Consider the following 15,539-nt stretch of genomic DNA (forward strand, 5'->3'; position numbering starts at 1 on the left):
CTCAGCCCCGCTCCTGCTCGGGTCCCGGCTGAGGGGACTCGGGGCCCAGTTCCAGGGAGAGGAACCCGGTCCCGGCCTTCGCCCGTGCCACCCGTTCCCCGGCCGCCAGCGCCCAGGGCGCCGACGGATCGCTCGACGAGGCCCGCAGTGTGTCACCTTCGCGTACGACGGTGAAGGTCATGCCGTCCACGGGCACCGTGACCTGCGCGCCGCGATCGAGCCCGTACGCGTGCAGCGTCACCCCCTCCGCGTGCGGATAGTCGGGCCGGTCGTCGACGGCTCCCACCGGGATCACCGCGCCCGGCCTGACGAGGAGCGGCACGCTGGAGAAGCCGTGCGTCTCGCGCACCCAGCGCGGCCCGGTCACCGGCCGGCCGCTCAGGAAGTGGGTCCAGGTGCCCTCGGGCACGTAGTACGACACCTCGCCGTCGTCGGAGAACACCGGCGCGACCAGCAGGTCCGGGCCGAGCATGTACTGCCGTTCCAGATGCGCGCACCCGGGGTCGTCCGGGAACTCCAGGAGCATCGCGCGCATCATCGGCACGCCCTCGGCGTGCGCGGTGCGGGCGGCCTCGTACAGATACGGCATGAGGCGCAGCTTCAGCCGGGTGAACAGGCGCAGGACGTCCACGGCCTCCTCGTCGAAGAGCCAGGGCACCCGGTAGGAGGAGCTGCCGTGCAGCCGGCTGTGCGAGGAGAGCATGCCGAAGGCGAGCCACCGTTTGAACAGGGCCGGCGTCGGTGTGCCCTCGAAGCCGCCGATGTCGTGGCTCCAGTAGCCGAACCCGGAGAGGCCGAGCGACAGGCCGCCGCGCAGCGACTCGGCCATCGACTCGTAGGTCGCCTCGCAGTCGCCGCCCCAGTGCACGGGGAACTTCTGGCTGCCGGCGGTCGCCGAGCGCGCGAAGACGACGGCCTCCGCCTCGCCGCGGTGCTTGCGCAGCACGTCGAAGACGGTCCGGTTGTAGAGGTAGGTGTAGTAGTTGTGCATCCGTTCGGGGTCGCCGCCGTCCGCGTACGCCACGTCGAGCGGGACCCGCTCCCCGAAGTCCGTCTTGAAGCAGTCGACGCCCTGCGCGAGCAGTGCCTCCAGCTTGGACGCGTACCAGTCGCGGGCGGCCTCACTGGTGAAGTCGACCAGTGCCATGCCCGGTTGCCACAGGTCCCACTGCCAGACGCTGCCGTCCGGGCGCTTCAGCAGGTGCCCGAGGGCCTTGCCCTCCGCGAACAGCGGTGAGCGCTGCGCGATGTACGGGTTGATCCACACGCTGATGTGCAGCCCGCGCTCCTTCAGGCGGGCCAGCATCCCCTCCGGGTCCGGGAAGACCCGCGGATCCCACTCGAAGTCGCACCAGTTGAACTCCCGCATCCAGAAGCAGTCGAAGTGGAAGACGGAGAGTGGGAGTTCGCGCTCCTTCATGCCGTCGATGAAGGACGTCACGGTCGTCTCGTCGTACGACGTCGTGAAGGACGTCGACAGCCACAGCCCGAACGACCAGGCGGGCGGCAGCGCCGGACGGCCGGTGAGGGCCGTGTACTTGCGGAGGATGTCCTTCGGCGTCGGGCCGTAGATCACGTAGTACGTCAACTGCTGGGTCTCGGCGCTGAACTGGACCCGGGACACCGCCTCCGAACCGACCTCGAACGACACCCGGCCCGGATGGTCGACGAACACGCCGTAGCCCGCGTCCGTCAGATAGAACGGCACGTTCTTGTAGGCCTGTTCCGTGGCCGTGCCCCCGTCGGCGTTCCACATGTCGACGACCTGGCCGTTCTTGACGAGCGGCCCGAAGCGCTCGCCGAGTCCGTAGACCTGGGTGCCCACACCGAGGTTGAGCTGCTCGCGCAGATAGTGGCCGCCCGTGCCCGCGTCCCGCATGATGCCCATGCCCTTGGCGCCGCTGGTTGTCAGGGTGCGGCCGTCCGCGAGGAAGTCGACGTGCCAGGGTCCTGTGCGGCTCACCCGCACGGACAGGGCGCCCGCGGTGAGGGTCGCGGACTCCTCGTCGTACTCGGCGTGCGCCTGGAACTCCTCCTTGCCCAGCTCGAATTGGGGCCCGCGCGGCTCCTCGCCCTCGAAGTGCGTGAACGTGACGCCGATGACGTCCGGCATCGGCGCGTGTGCGCTGATCGTCACGACCGGTCCCTTCAGCAGGTCGCCGCGGTGGCGGATGGGCTGGGTCGGCGCGTGGATCGCCAACGCGCCCTGCCCGGCGGTCACATCGAGGACCTCGACCGGATGCGCGGCGCTCACGCCCTCGCGCAGCATCCAGTAGCCGTCGGTGAACTTCACACGCACACCCCTTACTTGACCGCGCCCACGGCGATGCCGCGGGTGAGCGTCCGCTGGAAGACGAGGAAGAAGACGAGGGCGGGCAGGACGCCGAGGAGCGCGGCCGCGTTCGTCATGGTGGCGTCCATCAGGCGCTGGCCCTGGAGGACGCCGAGCGCCACCGACACGGTCTGGTTGTCGTTGGAGATCAGCATGACCAGGGGGAGCAGGAACTCGTTCCAGGTCCAGATGAAGAAGAAGACCAGGAGCACGCCGATGGTCGGCCGGCTGACCGGCACCACGATCCGCCACAGCACCTGCCACTTGTTCGCCCCGTCGATCCGGGCGGCCTCGATGATCTCGCGCGGGAACTGGCCGAGGACGGAGGCGAGAAGGTACGTGCCGAAGGCGGCCTGGATCACGACGAAGACGATGATCACGCTCAGCCTGGTGTCGTACAGGCCGGCTTCCTTGCTCAGGTAGTAGACCGGGTAGACCAGCGCCTCCTGCGGCAGCATGTTCGCGAGCACGAAGAAGGCGAGCACCCAGGTGCGGCCCCTGATCCGGCCGATGCCGATCGCGTACGCGTTGAGGACCGACAGGACGACGGCGCCCAGGGCCACCGACCCGCTGATGAGCACCGAGTTGACCAGCTTCTGCCCGAAGTCGACGCGCTCCCAGAAGTCCTTCAGACCGTCGAGGTAGACGCCCTCGGGAAGGCTGAGCGGGCCGTTCGACGAGTACTCGGCCGGCGACTTCACCGCGTTGACGGCGACGATCAGGAAGGGCAGGACCATGAAGAGGGCCCCGATGAACAGGGCGACGAGCACGGGATAGCGACGGGCGGCTGTCACACTCGGAGCCCTTCCTCGGCGTCTTCGGCGCGGGTCTGGAGCTTCAGCCCCACGAGGGCGAGGACGAGAATGATCACGGTCAGGACCGTGGAGATCGCCGCTCCGTAGCCCACCTGCGTCTTCTCGAAGAACGTGGTGAAGGAGAAGTAGGAGGGCACGTTCGTCGCCCCGCCGGGCCCGCCCTTCGTGAGCACGTACACCGCGCCGAAGACCTTGAGCGCGGCGATCGTGCACCACAGGAGTACGACGTAGATCTCGGGCCTGATCTGCGGCAGCGTGATGTGCCAGAACCGCCGCCACCAGCCAGCCCCGTCCAGCTCGGCGGCCTCGTACAGCTGTGGGTCGACGCGTTGCAGGCCCGCCATGAAGACGACGAGCGGGAAGCCGAGCTGCACCCACACCATCACGCCCATGACGGTGTAGAGGGCGAGGTCGGGGTCGCCGAGCCAGTCCTGCTGGAGGCTGCCGAGGCCGATGGCCTTCAGCAGCTCGTTCAGCGAGCCGTTCTCCGGCGCGAGGATCCAGCTCCACACGATGCCCGCGACCGCGATCGGCAGCACCTGCGGCAGATAGAAGCAGGCCCGCAGCACGGCGACCGTCCTGCTGCCGAAGTGCTTGCCGACGAAGTCGAAGAGGGCGGCGGCCAGCACGAGCCCGACGACGGTCGGTACGGCCGCCATCGCCACGACCATGAACAGGCTGTGCCGGAAGGACGCCCAGAACTCCGAGTCGTCCATCAGCTCCCGGTAGTTGGTGAGCCCGGTCCACTTCGGCGTACCCACGCCCTGCCACTCGGTGAAGCTCACGCCCGTGTTCATCAGGAACGGCACGATGATGATCGCGAAGAAGGCGAGCACTCCGGGGAGCAGGAACAGCGCGTACGAGTCGCGGGGGCGGCGCGGCTTCTTCGCGCGGTGATGCGCTTCGACAACATCACCGTCGCGACTGCCCCGGCCGCCCCGTTCGACGGTGACCGTCATGGGGCCTGTACGCCCTTGTCGTACGCCGATTCCACCGCGTCCAGGTAGGCGTCCGGCTTCGCGCTTCCCGTGATCAGCTTCTGCGTCTCGGAGACGAGCACGTCGTAGAAGCCGGCGACCGGCCAGTCGGGGTAGAAGGCCAGACCGTCCCGCTCGGCGAGGGTGTTGAAGTTGGCGATCAGGGCCTTGGAGCGCGGGTCCGTGATGGCGGCGGGGTCGGCGGCCACCGGGACCCCGCCGTTGTTGCCGAGCAGGTTCTGGATCTTCTTCGACATGGTGATGTCGATGAAGTCGTAAGCCAGTTCCTTGTTCTTGGCGCCCTTGGGGACCACCCAGAGGTTGCCGCCGGAGCCGAGGGTCATGTTCGAGTCCGGCCACAGGAAGGTGCCCCAGTCGACCTTGCTCTCCGCGACGAAGCGGCCGTACCACCAGCTGCCGGAGAACAGGATCGGGCTCTTGCCCTGGATGAAGGAGACCCCGGCGTCCTCCGCCTTCGTACCGGTGGACTTCTCGCTGATGTAGCCCTTCTTCACCCAGTCCGCGAAGGTCTCGGCGCCGTACGTCCAGGCGGCGTCGTGGAAGTCGGGCTTGCCCTTGTAGAGCTCGTACGAGTCCACCCAGGAGCGGTCGGCCTTCGACAGGGCCAGCTGGTACAGGTACTGCTGGGCCACGTACTCGGCGCCCCCGTTGGCGAGCGGGGTGATGCCCTCGTCGACGAACCTGTCCATGGCGGCGGTCAGTTCGTCGAACGTCTTCGGCTCGGCCATCCCGTACTTCTTGAAGAGGTCCTTGTTGTAGAACACCATCGTGTACTCGGCGTAGTTGGGGATCCCGTACCACTTCCCGGAACCCATCACGCCCTTGGCGTCGTACTGGCTGGTGGTCCGCACGCCGGCGCTGAGCTTCTTGTCCCAGCCGCGTTTGGTGGTCTCCGCGGACAGGTCGGTGAGAAGCCCCTGTTGAGAGAGGTGCCCGGCCGTCGCGTTGCCCTTGTTGTACTCCATGAGGTCGGGCGCGTCATTGGAGTTGAGGACCATCGGGGCCGTCTTCTGGATCTGCTCGAAGCCCTTCTCCTCGAACTTCACCTCGACGCCCGGATGGGTCTTCTCGAACTCCTTGATGGCCTCGTTCCAGGCCACGCCCATCGCGCTGTTGGGCGCCTCGTAGTGCCACAACTTCAACGTCTTCCCGTCGGCGGACCCGCTGTCCGAGTCGCCGCCGCAGGAAGCCAGTAACAGGGTGGTGCTCATCACCGCCGCGGCCGCGGCCATCACACGCCTTCGTGCCGTCAACATCCAGTGCCTCCGGGGGAGTCGGATGGGTATCGGGACATCACGCAGCGTTCATCGAATCGCTTCGATACGTGACGTCGAAGCGCTTCGACGGGCGAAGGTATGTGGGGGTTGTGAGCGAGTCAATGGGGTGCGCGCGAATTGGGGCGGGTGTTCGACGGGTCGGACGGGGGCAGGGTGTCCTCAGCGTCGGGACCGGGACCGGGACCGGGACCGGGCTTGGGCTTGGGTCCGACTCGGTCCCGGTCCGAGGCTGGGCGGCCCGCCGTCGACGTGACGGAGATCAGGAGGGCGGTCGCCGCCGCCGCGACCGGTACTCCGTAGCCCGCGGTCGCCGACACGTGCTCCACGACCCATCCGCCGGCCGCGGCCCCGCAGGCGATACCGCCCAGCAGCCCGGTCACCGCCAAGGTCATCCCCTCGTTCAGCCGGCCCTCGGGCGTGCGGTGCTGGACCAGGGTCATGCCCGTGACCATCGCGGGGGCGGTCGCCATCCCGGCCACGAGCAGCGCCCCGGCGAGCACCACGAGGGAACCCGTGGACGAGGCGGCCAGCAGCGGCAGCCACATGAGGAGGGCCATCGCGGCGAGGCTCCACGGGTGGCGCCGCCCGGCCGGGCCCGCGGGCTTCAGAGCCCCGTAGAGGAGCCCGGCGGCGCACGATCCGGCCGCCTGGAGCCCGAGGACCATGCCTGCCGCCGCCCGGTGCCCCTGCGCGTCGGCGAACGCGATCGTCACCACCTCCATCGAGCCGAACACCGCGCCGGTGGCGAGGAATCCGACCAGCAGCGGCGGCATCCCGGGCGCCCGGACCGGCGACCGGGTGGTTGTGGCCGTACGGCCCCGGGCGGGCGGTTCCGTCGAGCGCTGGGCGGTGAAGGTCAGCACGCCGGTCAGCAGCAGGACGATCCCGGCGAGGGTGCCCGCCTCCGGGAACAGGGCCCCGCACAGGAACGCGGCCAGCACCGGCCCGAGCATGAAGCACAGCTCGTCCGCGGCCTGCTCGAAGGAGTTCGCGGTGTGGAGGCGTACCGCATCACCCTTCAGGAGATGTGCCCAGCGTGCCCGGGACATGCCGCCGGTGTTGGGCGTGGTGGCCGTGGCGGCGTACGCGGCGAACAGCGTCCAGTCGGGCGCCCCGTACCGGACGCAGAGCACCAGTGCGAGCGAGCCGAGCGCGGCGACCGCCGCCGCGGGCACGGCGATCCGCGCCTGCCCGTGCCGGTCGACCAGTCGTGCCGTCCAGGGCGCCACGACCGCCGTCGCCGCCAGCCCGGTCGCCGTGACGGCACCGGCGAGCGCGTACGAGCCCCGCGCTCCCGCGATCATGATCACCGCGCTCACGCTGAACATGCCCATGGGGAGCCGCGCGATCAGGTTCCCGAGGGTGAAGGCCCGGGTGCCGGGGATGGTGAAGAGGCGGCGGTACGGGTTGCGGTGGGGATGGCTGCTTGCGGGATGGCGGCTTCCGTGCGGGCCGCTTGCCTGCGGGCTGGTTCGGTTCGGGCCGCTTCGGTGTGGGCTGCTCAGGTGCGGGTCGGCGTCGCGCCGATGCCGTTTCGGTCCAGGGACGGGGCCAGGGGCGGGTCCAGGGCCGGAGGGCCGGCGCCGCGGTCCGAAGTCGGCGACCACAAGGCTGTCGGCGGTGACGGCGGGGACGGTCGTACGTGCGTCGGGCCGGGGCCGGGGGTACGGCCGAGGGGGCTGCTGGAGAGGTGGTCGCGGCATGGATCAACGTTCGCCCGGCCCGTCGGCGGGGGTCCAACACTTACTCCGTACCGATTGACGCACCCGCGTTGTAGGTTCGCCGGATGCCCGCCCACCTCGACCCCCGCCTGCTGCGCGCTTTCCTCGCCGTTGCCGAGGACCTGCACTTCACGCGTGCGGCCGCCCGGCTGTACGTCGCCCAGCAGGCCCTCAGCCGTGACATCCGGCGGCTGGAGCGGGAGCTGGGCGCCACCCTCTTCGTACGCACCACCCGGCAGGTGACGCTCACCCTCGACGGGGAGCGGCTGTTGCCCTACGCGCGGCGGGCGCTGGAGGCGCAGGACGAGCTGCTCTCCGCCTTCGGGCGGCCGGATGCCGCGAGGCCCCTGCTCGTCGATGTGAACAGCCCCGGGCTGGTCTCCGGGCGGGTGCTGGCCCTGGCCCGTGAACTCGCCCCCGACTGCGAACTGATGACCCGCTTCGAGAGCGGCCTCACCGGTGCCGCCGCCGAACTGCTCGCCGGGCGGCTCGACGCGTCCTTCGGGCGGTTCGGGGGCCTGGACCCGGCGGTCCGCGCCCGCCTGGAGCAGCAGCCCGTGCGGTACGAGCCCATGGCCGTCGTGCTGCCGGAGGACCACCGACTGGCCGAATTGGATGCCATACCGCTCGACGCGCTGGCGGGCGAACAGGTGTACGCCGGAGCCGGCAATCCCCGGACGCTGGAGTGGACCGACCTCGCCCGTCAGCTTTTCGAGGGACGCGGGATCGAGGTCGCGGCGCCGGCACCGCTCGCCGTCGGCACCGAGGAGTTCCAAAGGATCATGGCCAAGAAACGAAACCCCGTCCTGGCCGTGATGGACTTTCCGGCCATGCCGAAATCAGTCCTCCGGCCCCTGGTCGACCCCGTTCCGCTGTCACCGGTGTCGCTGGTGTGGCGGAAGGGACTGATGCATCGCGGAGTCGAGGCGCTGCGCGCCGCGGCGGCGCGACTTGCGGGGGCGGAAGGGTGGCTGGAGCGCCCTTCGGAGGGTTGGATTCCGGCCACAGATGCACTCATCATGATGAGTCGGGCCTGACACAGAACCCTCACTGTTGCTTACGTGCGCTACATTCATGGGCCGGGTGCAGTGTGATAAAGGGGGCGCTCGGGCCGGATGGGGGTCCGGTCCGGACGACAAGTACGAGTGCCCGGGTCGTACATGCACCCCTTGAACCAGTCCCGTGGGGGGATGTGCGTGCGCGTGGAAAATTGGCGGGAAGACGCCCAACCGGGTCGGAACGATTCCGATCACCCGGGTGAGGGTGGAGCCGATCCGTCGGCCCGTCGTAAGGACGGTCTGTCGTTCCGGGGCGAGGCCGGTCAGGCGGCCCCTCGGGAGACCGATCGGTCGTTTCGCAGCGACTTCGATGGCGATGAGTTCGGCGGCAGAGCCGCCGGCCGTGGGGACTTCGGCCGTGGTGATTCCGGCCGGCGTGATCCGGACCGGCGTGAAACCGACGTGTGGTTCCGCCGTGCCGCGGCTCCGTCGGTGCCGCGGCAGAGATACGACGAGCCGATCGATTACGAGCGGAACGACTACGAGCAGAACGACGACGGGCGGAACAACGACGTGCTGAGCGACGACCGGCGCGGTGACGACCGGCGCGGTGACGGCCCGCGCGGTGACGGCCCGTGGAACGACGGCCCGTGGAGTGACGGCGAACACCGGAAATTCGGGGAACGCGGCGAGCGTGGAGAGAGCGGCGAACAGAGAGACGGTGGCCCGGGCGTGAGCCGGCCGGAGCCCGGCCTGTCCGGAGGGTCCGCCGGGCCCATCGGGCCCGTCGTGTCCACCGAGCCCGTCATATCCGCAGGGTCCGCCGGGTCCGCGGGATCCGTGTGGGACGACGCCGACTCCGAGGCCGCCCAGGACTCCTGGCAGGAGTCCGAGCACCCCGAGCACACCCATGACCCGCACGAGGTCACGGTCCAGCTCGACGGTGTGGGACGGCAGCTGGAGGACTGGCTCGTCCAGCAGGCCAAGGGGTCCCCCAGCGCCAAGGAGGCCTCGGACGGCCCGGTCTTCGTCGACGAGACGGGCCGCCGCAGCCGCAGGTACCGCAGAATCGGCATGGCCGTTGGCATGGCCTGCGCGGTCTACGCGGTGGTCATCCTCGGCACGCTCCTGTCGGGCAACTCCAGCGCGCCCTGGCTCCCGGAACTGGGCCAGGAGCAGGAGGACAAGCCGGCCGGAAAGGTCGAGATCCCGCCGCTGCCCGCCGACTCCGCGGGCCCGTCCGGCTCGGTGGTCCCCTCGCCCGGCGTGACGCCGTCGGCGGGTGGCACGGTGAGCAACTCGCCGGGCGCCGGTACCTCGACGGGCCCGTCGGCCAGCCCCACGGGCACGGGGAAGAGCACCGACCCGAAGCCGTCGGCGACGAACACGAAGCCCACCACACCGAAGCCGACGAACACCGCGCCGTCGAACCCGCCTCCGACTTCGCCCGACCCCGAGCCGAGCGTCACCGTCAGCAGCGACCCCTCGGATCCGCCGGCCGATACCGACACGGTCGCCGGTGACCCGCTCACGCCCGGGCCGGTCGTCTCGCCGGACCCGAGCGCAGCCCCAACCGCACAGTCCCCGGAGAACACCCTCTGATGGCACCCCGCACCAGCCGCCGCGGCGCAGAGCGGGGCGCCGCCCGGCGTCGACGCCTGCCCATGCGTTATCTACTGCCCTCGCTCATCCTCGTCGCCCTGATGGCGATGCTGATGCTGCGCGGCTTCGTCCACAGCGAGATCCTCGCCGACCACCGCGTCCAGTCGCCGGCCGCCTCCGACCGGGTCCCCAAGGAGATCCTGGAGGGCGGCCCGGTGATCGACACCCGCAACGGCCGCGAGGACAGCGTGGAGGTCCCGGACCAGAAGCTGGTCCTGACCTTCGACGACGGCCCGGACCCCGAGTGGACGCCCAAGGTGCTCGACGTGCTCAAGAGGCACGACGCGCACGCCGTCTTCTTCATCACCGGCACCATGGCCTCGCGCTATCCGGACCTCGTCCAGCGCATGGTCGACGAGGGCCACGAGATCGGCCTGCACACCTTCAACCACCCCGACCTCTCACTCCAGTCCAAGAGCCGGGTCGACTGGGAGCTGTCCCAGAACCAGCTCGCGCTGGCGGGCGCGGCCGGCATCCGGACCTCTCTCTTCCGGCCGCCGTACTCGTCGTTCGCGGGCGAGATGGACAACAAGTCGTGGCCGGTGACCGAGTACATCGGCAGCCGCGGCTACATCACGATCGTCAACAACACCGACAGCGAGGACTGGCGCAGGCCGGGCGTCGAGAAGATCATCAGCAACGCCACGCCCAAGGGCGGCAAGGGCGCCATCGTGCTGATGCACGACTCCGGCGGCGACCGCTCGCAGACCGTGGCCGCGCTCGACCGGTTCATCTCCGGACTCCAGGACGACGGCTACCGCTTCGACACGCTCACCGCGGCCCTGAAGGTGCCCAGCGCGCACACCCCGGTCGCCGGCCTCGACCTGTGGAAGGGCAAGGCGTGGGTCGTCGCGGTCCAGGCCTCCGAGAACACCACCTCCGTCCTGGTCGTCGGCCTCGCCATCATCGGCGCCCTCGTCATCGCCCGCTTCGGCCTGATGCTGCTGCTCTCCGTCCTGCACGCCCGCAAGGTCCGCCGCCGCGGCTTCAGCTGGGGGCGGCCGATCACCGAACCGGTCTCCGTCCTGGTGCCCGCCTACAACGAGGCGAAGTGCATCGAGCAGACGGTCCACTCGCTCGTGGCGAGCGATCACCCCATCGAGGTGATCGTGATCGACGACGGGTCGAGCGACGGCACCGCGCGCATCGTCGAGAACCTGCGCCTGCCGAACGTACGCGTCGTGCGCCAGCTCAACGCGGGCAAGCCCGCCGCCCTCAACAGGGGTGTGGCGAACGCCCGTTACGACCTCATCGTGATGATGGACGGCGACACCGTCTTCGAACCGGCCACCGTCCGCGAGCTGGTCCAGCCCTTCGGCGACCCGAGCGTCGGCGCCGTCGCGGGCAACGCGAAGGTCGGCAACCGCGACTCGCTGATCGGTGCCTGGCAGCACATCGAGTACGTGATGGGCTTCAACCTCGACCGCCGTATGTACGACATGCTCAACTGCATGCCGACCATCCCGGGCGCGGTCGGTGCCTTCCGGCGCTCCGCGCTCAAGCGCGTCGGCGGCATGAGCGACGACACGCTCGCCGAGGACACCGACATCACCATCGCCATGCACCGCGACGGCTGGCGGGTCGTGTACGCGGAGAACGCCCGCGCGTGGACCGAGGCCCCGGAGTCCGTCCAGCAGCTGTGGTCCCAGCGCTACCGCTGGTCGTACGGCACGATGCAGGCGATCTGGAAGCACCGCAGGGCGGTCATCGAACGCGGCCCGTCGGGCCGCTTCGGCCGCGTGGGCATGCCCCTCGTCTCCCTCTTCATGATCCTGGCCCCGCTCCTGGCCCCGCTGATCGACGTGTTCCTCCTCTACGGACTCGTCTTCGGCCCCACCGAGCAGACGATCCTCGCCTGGTTCGGCGTCCTGGCGGTCCAGGCGATCTGCGCGGCGTACGCGTTCCGCCTCGACAAGGAACGCATGACCCACCTCCTCTCCCTCCCGCTCCAACAGATCCTGTACCGCCAGCTCATGTACGTCGTGCTGCTCCAGTCCTGGATCACCGCCCTCACCGGCGGCCGGCTGCGCTGGCAGAAGCTCCGGCGTACGGGCGCGGTCGGGCTTCCCGGCGCCGCGGGCCCGGGCGGCGGCGCCGCGCAACAGCCGGAGATGGACCGGAGGCCGGTCGGATGAGCACGCCGCCACCCGGGACTCCGTGGCCGGAGCCTCCCGGCACGCCGTGGACGGGCGCGGACGCAGGCACAGGAACGGGTACAGGTACAGGAATCGGTACCGGTACCGGCACAGGCACATGGGCCGGACAGGACACCTCGATGCACGACTCGTACGACGGGACGATCCCCGGCCCCACCACCGCACCGGCTTACCCGGACGGCGGTCCGACGGCGACGAGGCCGGGACCGGGTTCGGGTCCGGGCTGGGGGCCGGAACCGGGCGCGGCTTCGGGGTCCGCGTCGGACTCCACGGCGGACTCCGGATCGGACTCCGGGTCGGGTGTCGCCTCGACGACGGCCAAGCGGTCCGGCCCCGTCCGGGACCGCTACTTCGACCTGCTCCGCGCACTCGCCCTCTTCCGCGTGGTTCTCTACCACCTCACGGGCTGGGCCTGGCTGCCGCTGGTGTTCCCGTCCATGGGCGTGATGTTCGCGCTGGCCGGCAACCTGATGGCCCGCTCGCTCAAGCGCCCGGCCCCGCAGGTCATCCGCAGCCGCATCCGTCGCCTCATTCCCCCGATCTGGCTGCTCGGCGCGATCGGCGTCACCGGCATGGTCCTCCAGGGCTGGGGCCCGGACGAGGACGGCCACCCGGGCTGGTGGCTGCTCCACCTCACCTTCTGGATCCTCCCGATCAGCGATCCGCCGTACGCCGAGGGGCTCTCCGGAATCCACGGCTTCATCGGCGACGACTGGGCCGCGGAACTCGCGGGCCCGCTCTGGTACGTCCGCGCGTACCTCTGGTACGTACTTCTGTCGCCGTTCCTGCTCCGCGCCCTGCGCGCGCTGCCGGTCGCGACGATCGCGGCGCCGATCGCCCTGTCGGCGGCGTTCCAGCTCGAGTGGCTGTCGCTCCCCGGCGAGCGGATCCCGTCCGCGCTCACGGACTTCAGCACGTTCGGAGCCTGCTGGATCCTCGGCATGGCGCACCAGGAGGGAATCCTCCAGCGCCTCCCGCGCTATGTGGTCCCTTCCGTCGCCCCGGCCATCGCCCTGCTGGGCCTCTGGTACGCCACGAACCACAACTTCACGGAGGGCCACGACCTGGACAGCATCCCGCTGGCCCAGGCCCTCTGGTCCTGCGGCACGGTGATGCTCCTGCTGCACTTCAGCCCGTCCTGGTCCGAATGGCCACGCAGGCTGCGCCGCTGGGACAAGCCGATCACCCTGCTCAACTCCCGTGCCGTGACGATCTACCTCTGGCACAACACCTGCATCCTCATCGCGGCGACGCAGTGGGACCGCCTGTGGAACTACGACGTGATCTGGCAGAACGTCCCCTGGCTCCTGGAAAGCCCCTGGCCGGTCCTCGCCCTCACCTGGGTCCTCATCGGAGCCTGCGTCATCTCCTTCGGCTGGGCGGAGGACCTGGCGGCAAAACGCCGACCACAGCTGTGGCCGACGGGATCGAAGAAGCCGGTCCCGAGCTCGCGGGGGCATCGGGCCAGGGCGCGGTAGGGGCAGGCCGGCCGAGGCAGAGGCTGGGCAGGGGCTGGGCGTCGCGCTGCCCTAGTGCCGCCTGGCCTCGCCCGGCGTTGCTCGCGTCACGCCGTTTGCGCGGGCCAAGTCAGGGACTTGGCCCGCCATTTGTCGTAGCTCTTTCGGTGATCCAGTGTGCCGGATTGCCAGCTTTGGTGACTATTTCGTCAGGGCGTCGACGTAATTCGCTCTGGTGTCGGTCTCGCCCCCTCGGTAGCGTGGCTGCGCTCATGACCCCCTCGCCCCACCGGGAGCCGTCCGTGAACCGCCGCCCCACCCTGCTCGCAGCGATCGCGCTGACCGCCGCCGCGGCCCTGTCGCTGTCCGCCTGCGGTAGCGACGACAGTTCCAAGGACAAGGACAACGACAAGATCGCGGGCGCCGACACAGGAACGGACAAGTCGGCTTCGCCTAGCGCTTCTGCTCCAGCGGGCGCGGGTCGGCCGAAGATCGAGTTGCCTTCGGATCTGACGTACACCTTCGACTGGCCGAAGACGGGCGACAAGGAGAAGGACGCGGTCCTCGCAGACAGTGAGCAGTTCATCAAGGCGGTGGACATGGCCATCGCTGAACAGGACCCGCTGCACAAGGCTTTCCGCTTTTACTCCGAAGGCGAGGCGGCGGCAGGCAGCGAGCAGTTCATCCAGGAATTCGTCAAGTACAAGGACCGCATCACCGGAGCAAAGCGCTACTACGACTCCAACGTGAAGGTCAACGACGATGGAACGGCGGGCTTCGTCTACTGCGAGGATCAGAACAAGGCTTACAACAAGAGCCTGAAGACCGGCAAGACAAATGTGACCTCGAAGTCGAAGGACAACTACGTCCTCTACAACAGTCGGCTTCGAGTCAACAAGCAGGGCATCTGGATCACTGAGAAGCTGACGTCGCAGCGGGGGAGCGCAGCATGCCAGTCCTGAAGCACAGAAAATCCGCAACAGTCACCGTTGCGGCCGCTACAGCCCTGCTGTTGTGCCCAACGCAAGCATTCGCGGGCTATGGGCACGGCGGCAGTACCAACGGCGGCTCCGACACCACCGCGTCCGGAAACGCCGATGACGAAGGAAATGTCGGTGCAGTAGCCGGGGCCGTTGTCTTCGACCGTTCAAAGAACGGCTCCGGCCAGTCTGCCGGTCCGGTCACCACCACCGCGTCCAACTGGACTCCACCCGCCTGCTACTACGCCCCCAAGTACTCCCCGGACCAGCTCAAGAAGTACCTGGAGCCGATCTGGGAAGCAGGCTCGACGGGATACGAGTGGGACGCGGAGCAGCGTAAGAAGTTCGAGGGTGGTGACCCGTACAAGGACTTCAACAAGGACAAGGCCGGCGAGGGCTATTTCTGGGCCTCCTACGTCACGGAGGGCAGGGAAGGCGATCCCGGTGCGCTCGACTGCACCAGGGACTACTTCTGGGTGGACACGGGCGACCCGCCGCCGCCCGAGATCCCGCAGGCGATCACCCCCGAAATGCTGGCCCAGCTCGCCTACGCCGAGATCCGCGTGCCTTCGACGAAGGTCGAACTCGCCCCGGAGGGCACCACGAAGGTGAACCTGCCGACGTGGGCGTGGCTGGACGCGGCGGATTTCAAGCCGGTCTCGGTGACGGCATCCGTCCCGCTTCTGGGCGTCCAGGCGACGACCACAGCCGAACCGATCTCCCTGAAGATCGAACCGGGCACGGACGACGCGACGACCTACCCGGCCTCCGGCGTGTGCGAACTCAACGGCGACCAGATCGGCGAGGCCTTCGCGAAGGGCAAGGCGGATGAGACCCCGCCCTGCGGTGTGAAGTACCTCCGCTCCTCGGGCGACGACTCCTACAAACTCCAGGCCACGGTCACCTGGAAAATCCACTGGACCGGCACCGGCGTGAACGGTGACCAGCCTTTGCCCGACGGCGAGTTCGGGGCCGACCAGGACGTGATCGTCCAGGAGATCCAGGCCGTCAACCGCTGACCGATCCATGTCGAGAAATCACAGTCCCGGGGTCCGTTTCGCAACGTGAGACGGATCTCGGGCCGATGAGCCCACAGTTGCCCGGCCCCGTCCCGACGGTGCGATAACTTCGCTCGTGCGTACG

General features: G+C 69.2%; 11 protein-coding genes. 6 read left to right on the forward strand and 5 right to left on the reverse strand.

Annotation, left to right across the window (positions count from 1 at the left end; genetic code table 11):
• Position 1 precedes the first annotated feature (1 nt).
• The 5 genes from yicI to OG718_RS33230 form a co-directional block, all read right to left on the reverse strand.
• Positions 2-2,293, reverse strand: coding sequence for an alpha-xylosidase (gene yicI / locus OG718_RS33210; protein WP_328845901.1), 2,292 nt, complete (start codon positions 2,291-2,293; stop codon positions 2-4).
• Between the two features lie 11 nt (positions 2,294-2,304).
• The gene (locus OG718_RS33215) at positions 2,305-3,069 is read right to left on the reverse strand and encodes a carbohydrate ABC transporter permease (RefSeq protein WP_143633011.1); all 765 of its coding nucleotides are present in this window, start codon (positions 3,067-3,069) and stop codon (positions 2,305-2,307) included.
• Positions 3,070-3,122: 53 nt separating this feature from the next.
• The gene (locus OG718_RS33220; RefSeq protein ID WP_143632714.1) at positions 3,123-4,106 is read right to left on the reverse strand and encodes a carbohydrate ABC transporter permease; all 984 of its coding nucleotides are present in this window, start codon (positions 4,104-4,106) and stop codon (positions 3,123-3,125) included.
• Positions 4,103-5,401, reverse strand: coding sequence for an extracellular solute-binding protein (locus tag OG718_RS33225; protein WP_143632713.1), 1,299 nt, complete (start codon positions 5,399-5,401; stop codon positions 4,103-4,105). The genes OG718_RS33220 and OG718_RS33225 overlap by 4 nt, the downstream gene beginning before the upstream one ends.
• A gap of 119 nt (positions 5,402-5,520) precedes the next feature.
• Entirely contained in the window at positions 5,521-7,125 is a 1,605-nt protein-coding gene (locus OG718_RS33230; RefSeq protein ID WP_328845902.1) for an MFS transporter, read from the reverse strand.
• Positions 7,126-7,208: 83 nt separating this feature from the next.
• Between OG718_RS33230 and OG718_RS33235 the strand changes: the two genes are divergently transcribed.
• The 6 genes from OG718_RS33235 to OG718_RS33260 all read left to right on the forward strand — a co-directional run bounded on the left by OG718_RS33235 (position 7,209) and on the right by OG718_RS33260 (position 15,415).
• The gene (locus tag OG718_RS33235) at positions 7,209-8,180 is read left to right on the forward strand and encodes a LysR family transcriptional regulator (protein WP_143632711.1); all 972 of its coding nucleotides are present in this window, start codon (positions 7,209-7,211) and stop codon (positions 8,178-8,180) included.
• Positions 8,181-8,633: 453 nt separating this feature from the next.
• Complete coding sequence (locus OG718_RS33240; protein WP_328845903.1) at positions 8,634-9,743, forward strand: hypothetical protein; 1,110 nt, start codon at positions 8,634-8,636, stop codon at positions 9,741-9,743.
• Positions 9,743-11,938: a glycosyltransferase gene (locus tag OG718_RS33245; RefSeq protein ID WP_143632707.1), complete on the forward strand. Its 2,196-nt coding sequence runs from the start codon at positions 9,743-9,745 to the stop codon at positions 11,936-11,938. The genes OG718_RS33240 and OG718_RS33245 overlap by 1 nt, the downstream gene beginning before the upstream one ends.
• A 140-nt stretch (positions 11,939-12,078) precedes the next feature.
• Positions 12,079-13,437, forward strand: coding sequence for an acyltransferase family protein (locus tag OG718_RS33250; RefSeq protein WP_328845904.1), 1,359 nt, complete (start codon positions 12,079-12,081; stop codon positions 13,435-13,437).
• A gap of 281 nt (positions 13,438-13,718) precedes the next feature.
• A complete protein-coding gene (locus tag OG718_RS33255) occupies positions 13,719-14,378 on the forward strand; it encodes a hypothetical protein (protein ID WP_143632705.1) in 660 nt (219 codons plus the stop codon).
• Positions 14,366-15,415, forward strand: a complete 1,050-nt coding sequence (locus tag OG718_RS33260; protein ID WP_143632703.1) for a hypothetical protein — start codon at positions 14,366-14,368, stop codon at positions 15,413-15,415. The genes OG718_RS33255 and OG718_RS33260 overlap by 13 nt, the downstream gene beginning before the upstream one ends.
• The last annotated feature ends 124 nt before the right edge of the window (positions 15,416-15,539 follow it).

The organism is Streptomyces sp. NBC_00258, assembly GCF_036182465.1.
Lineage (GTDB): Bacteria > Actinomycetota > Actinomycetes > Streptomycetales > Streptomycetaceae > Streptomyces.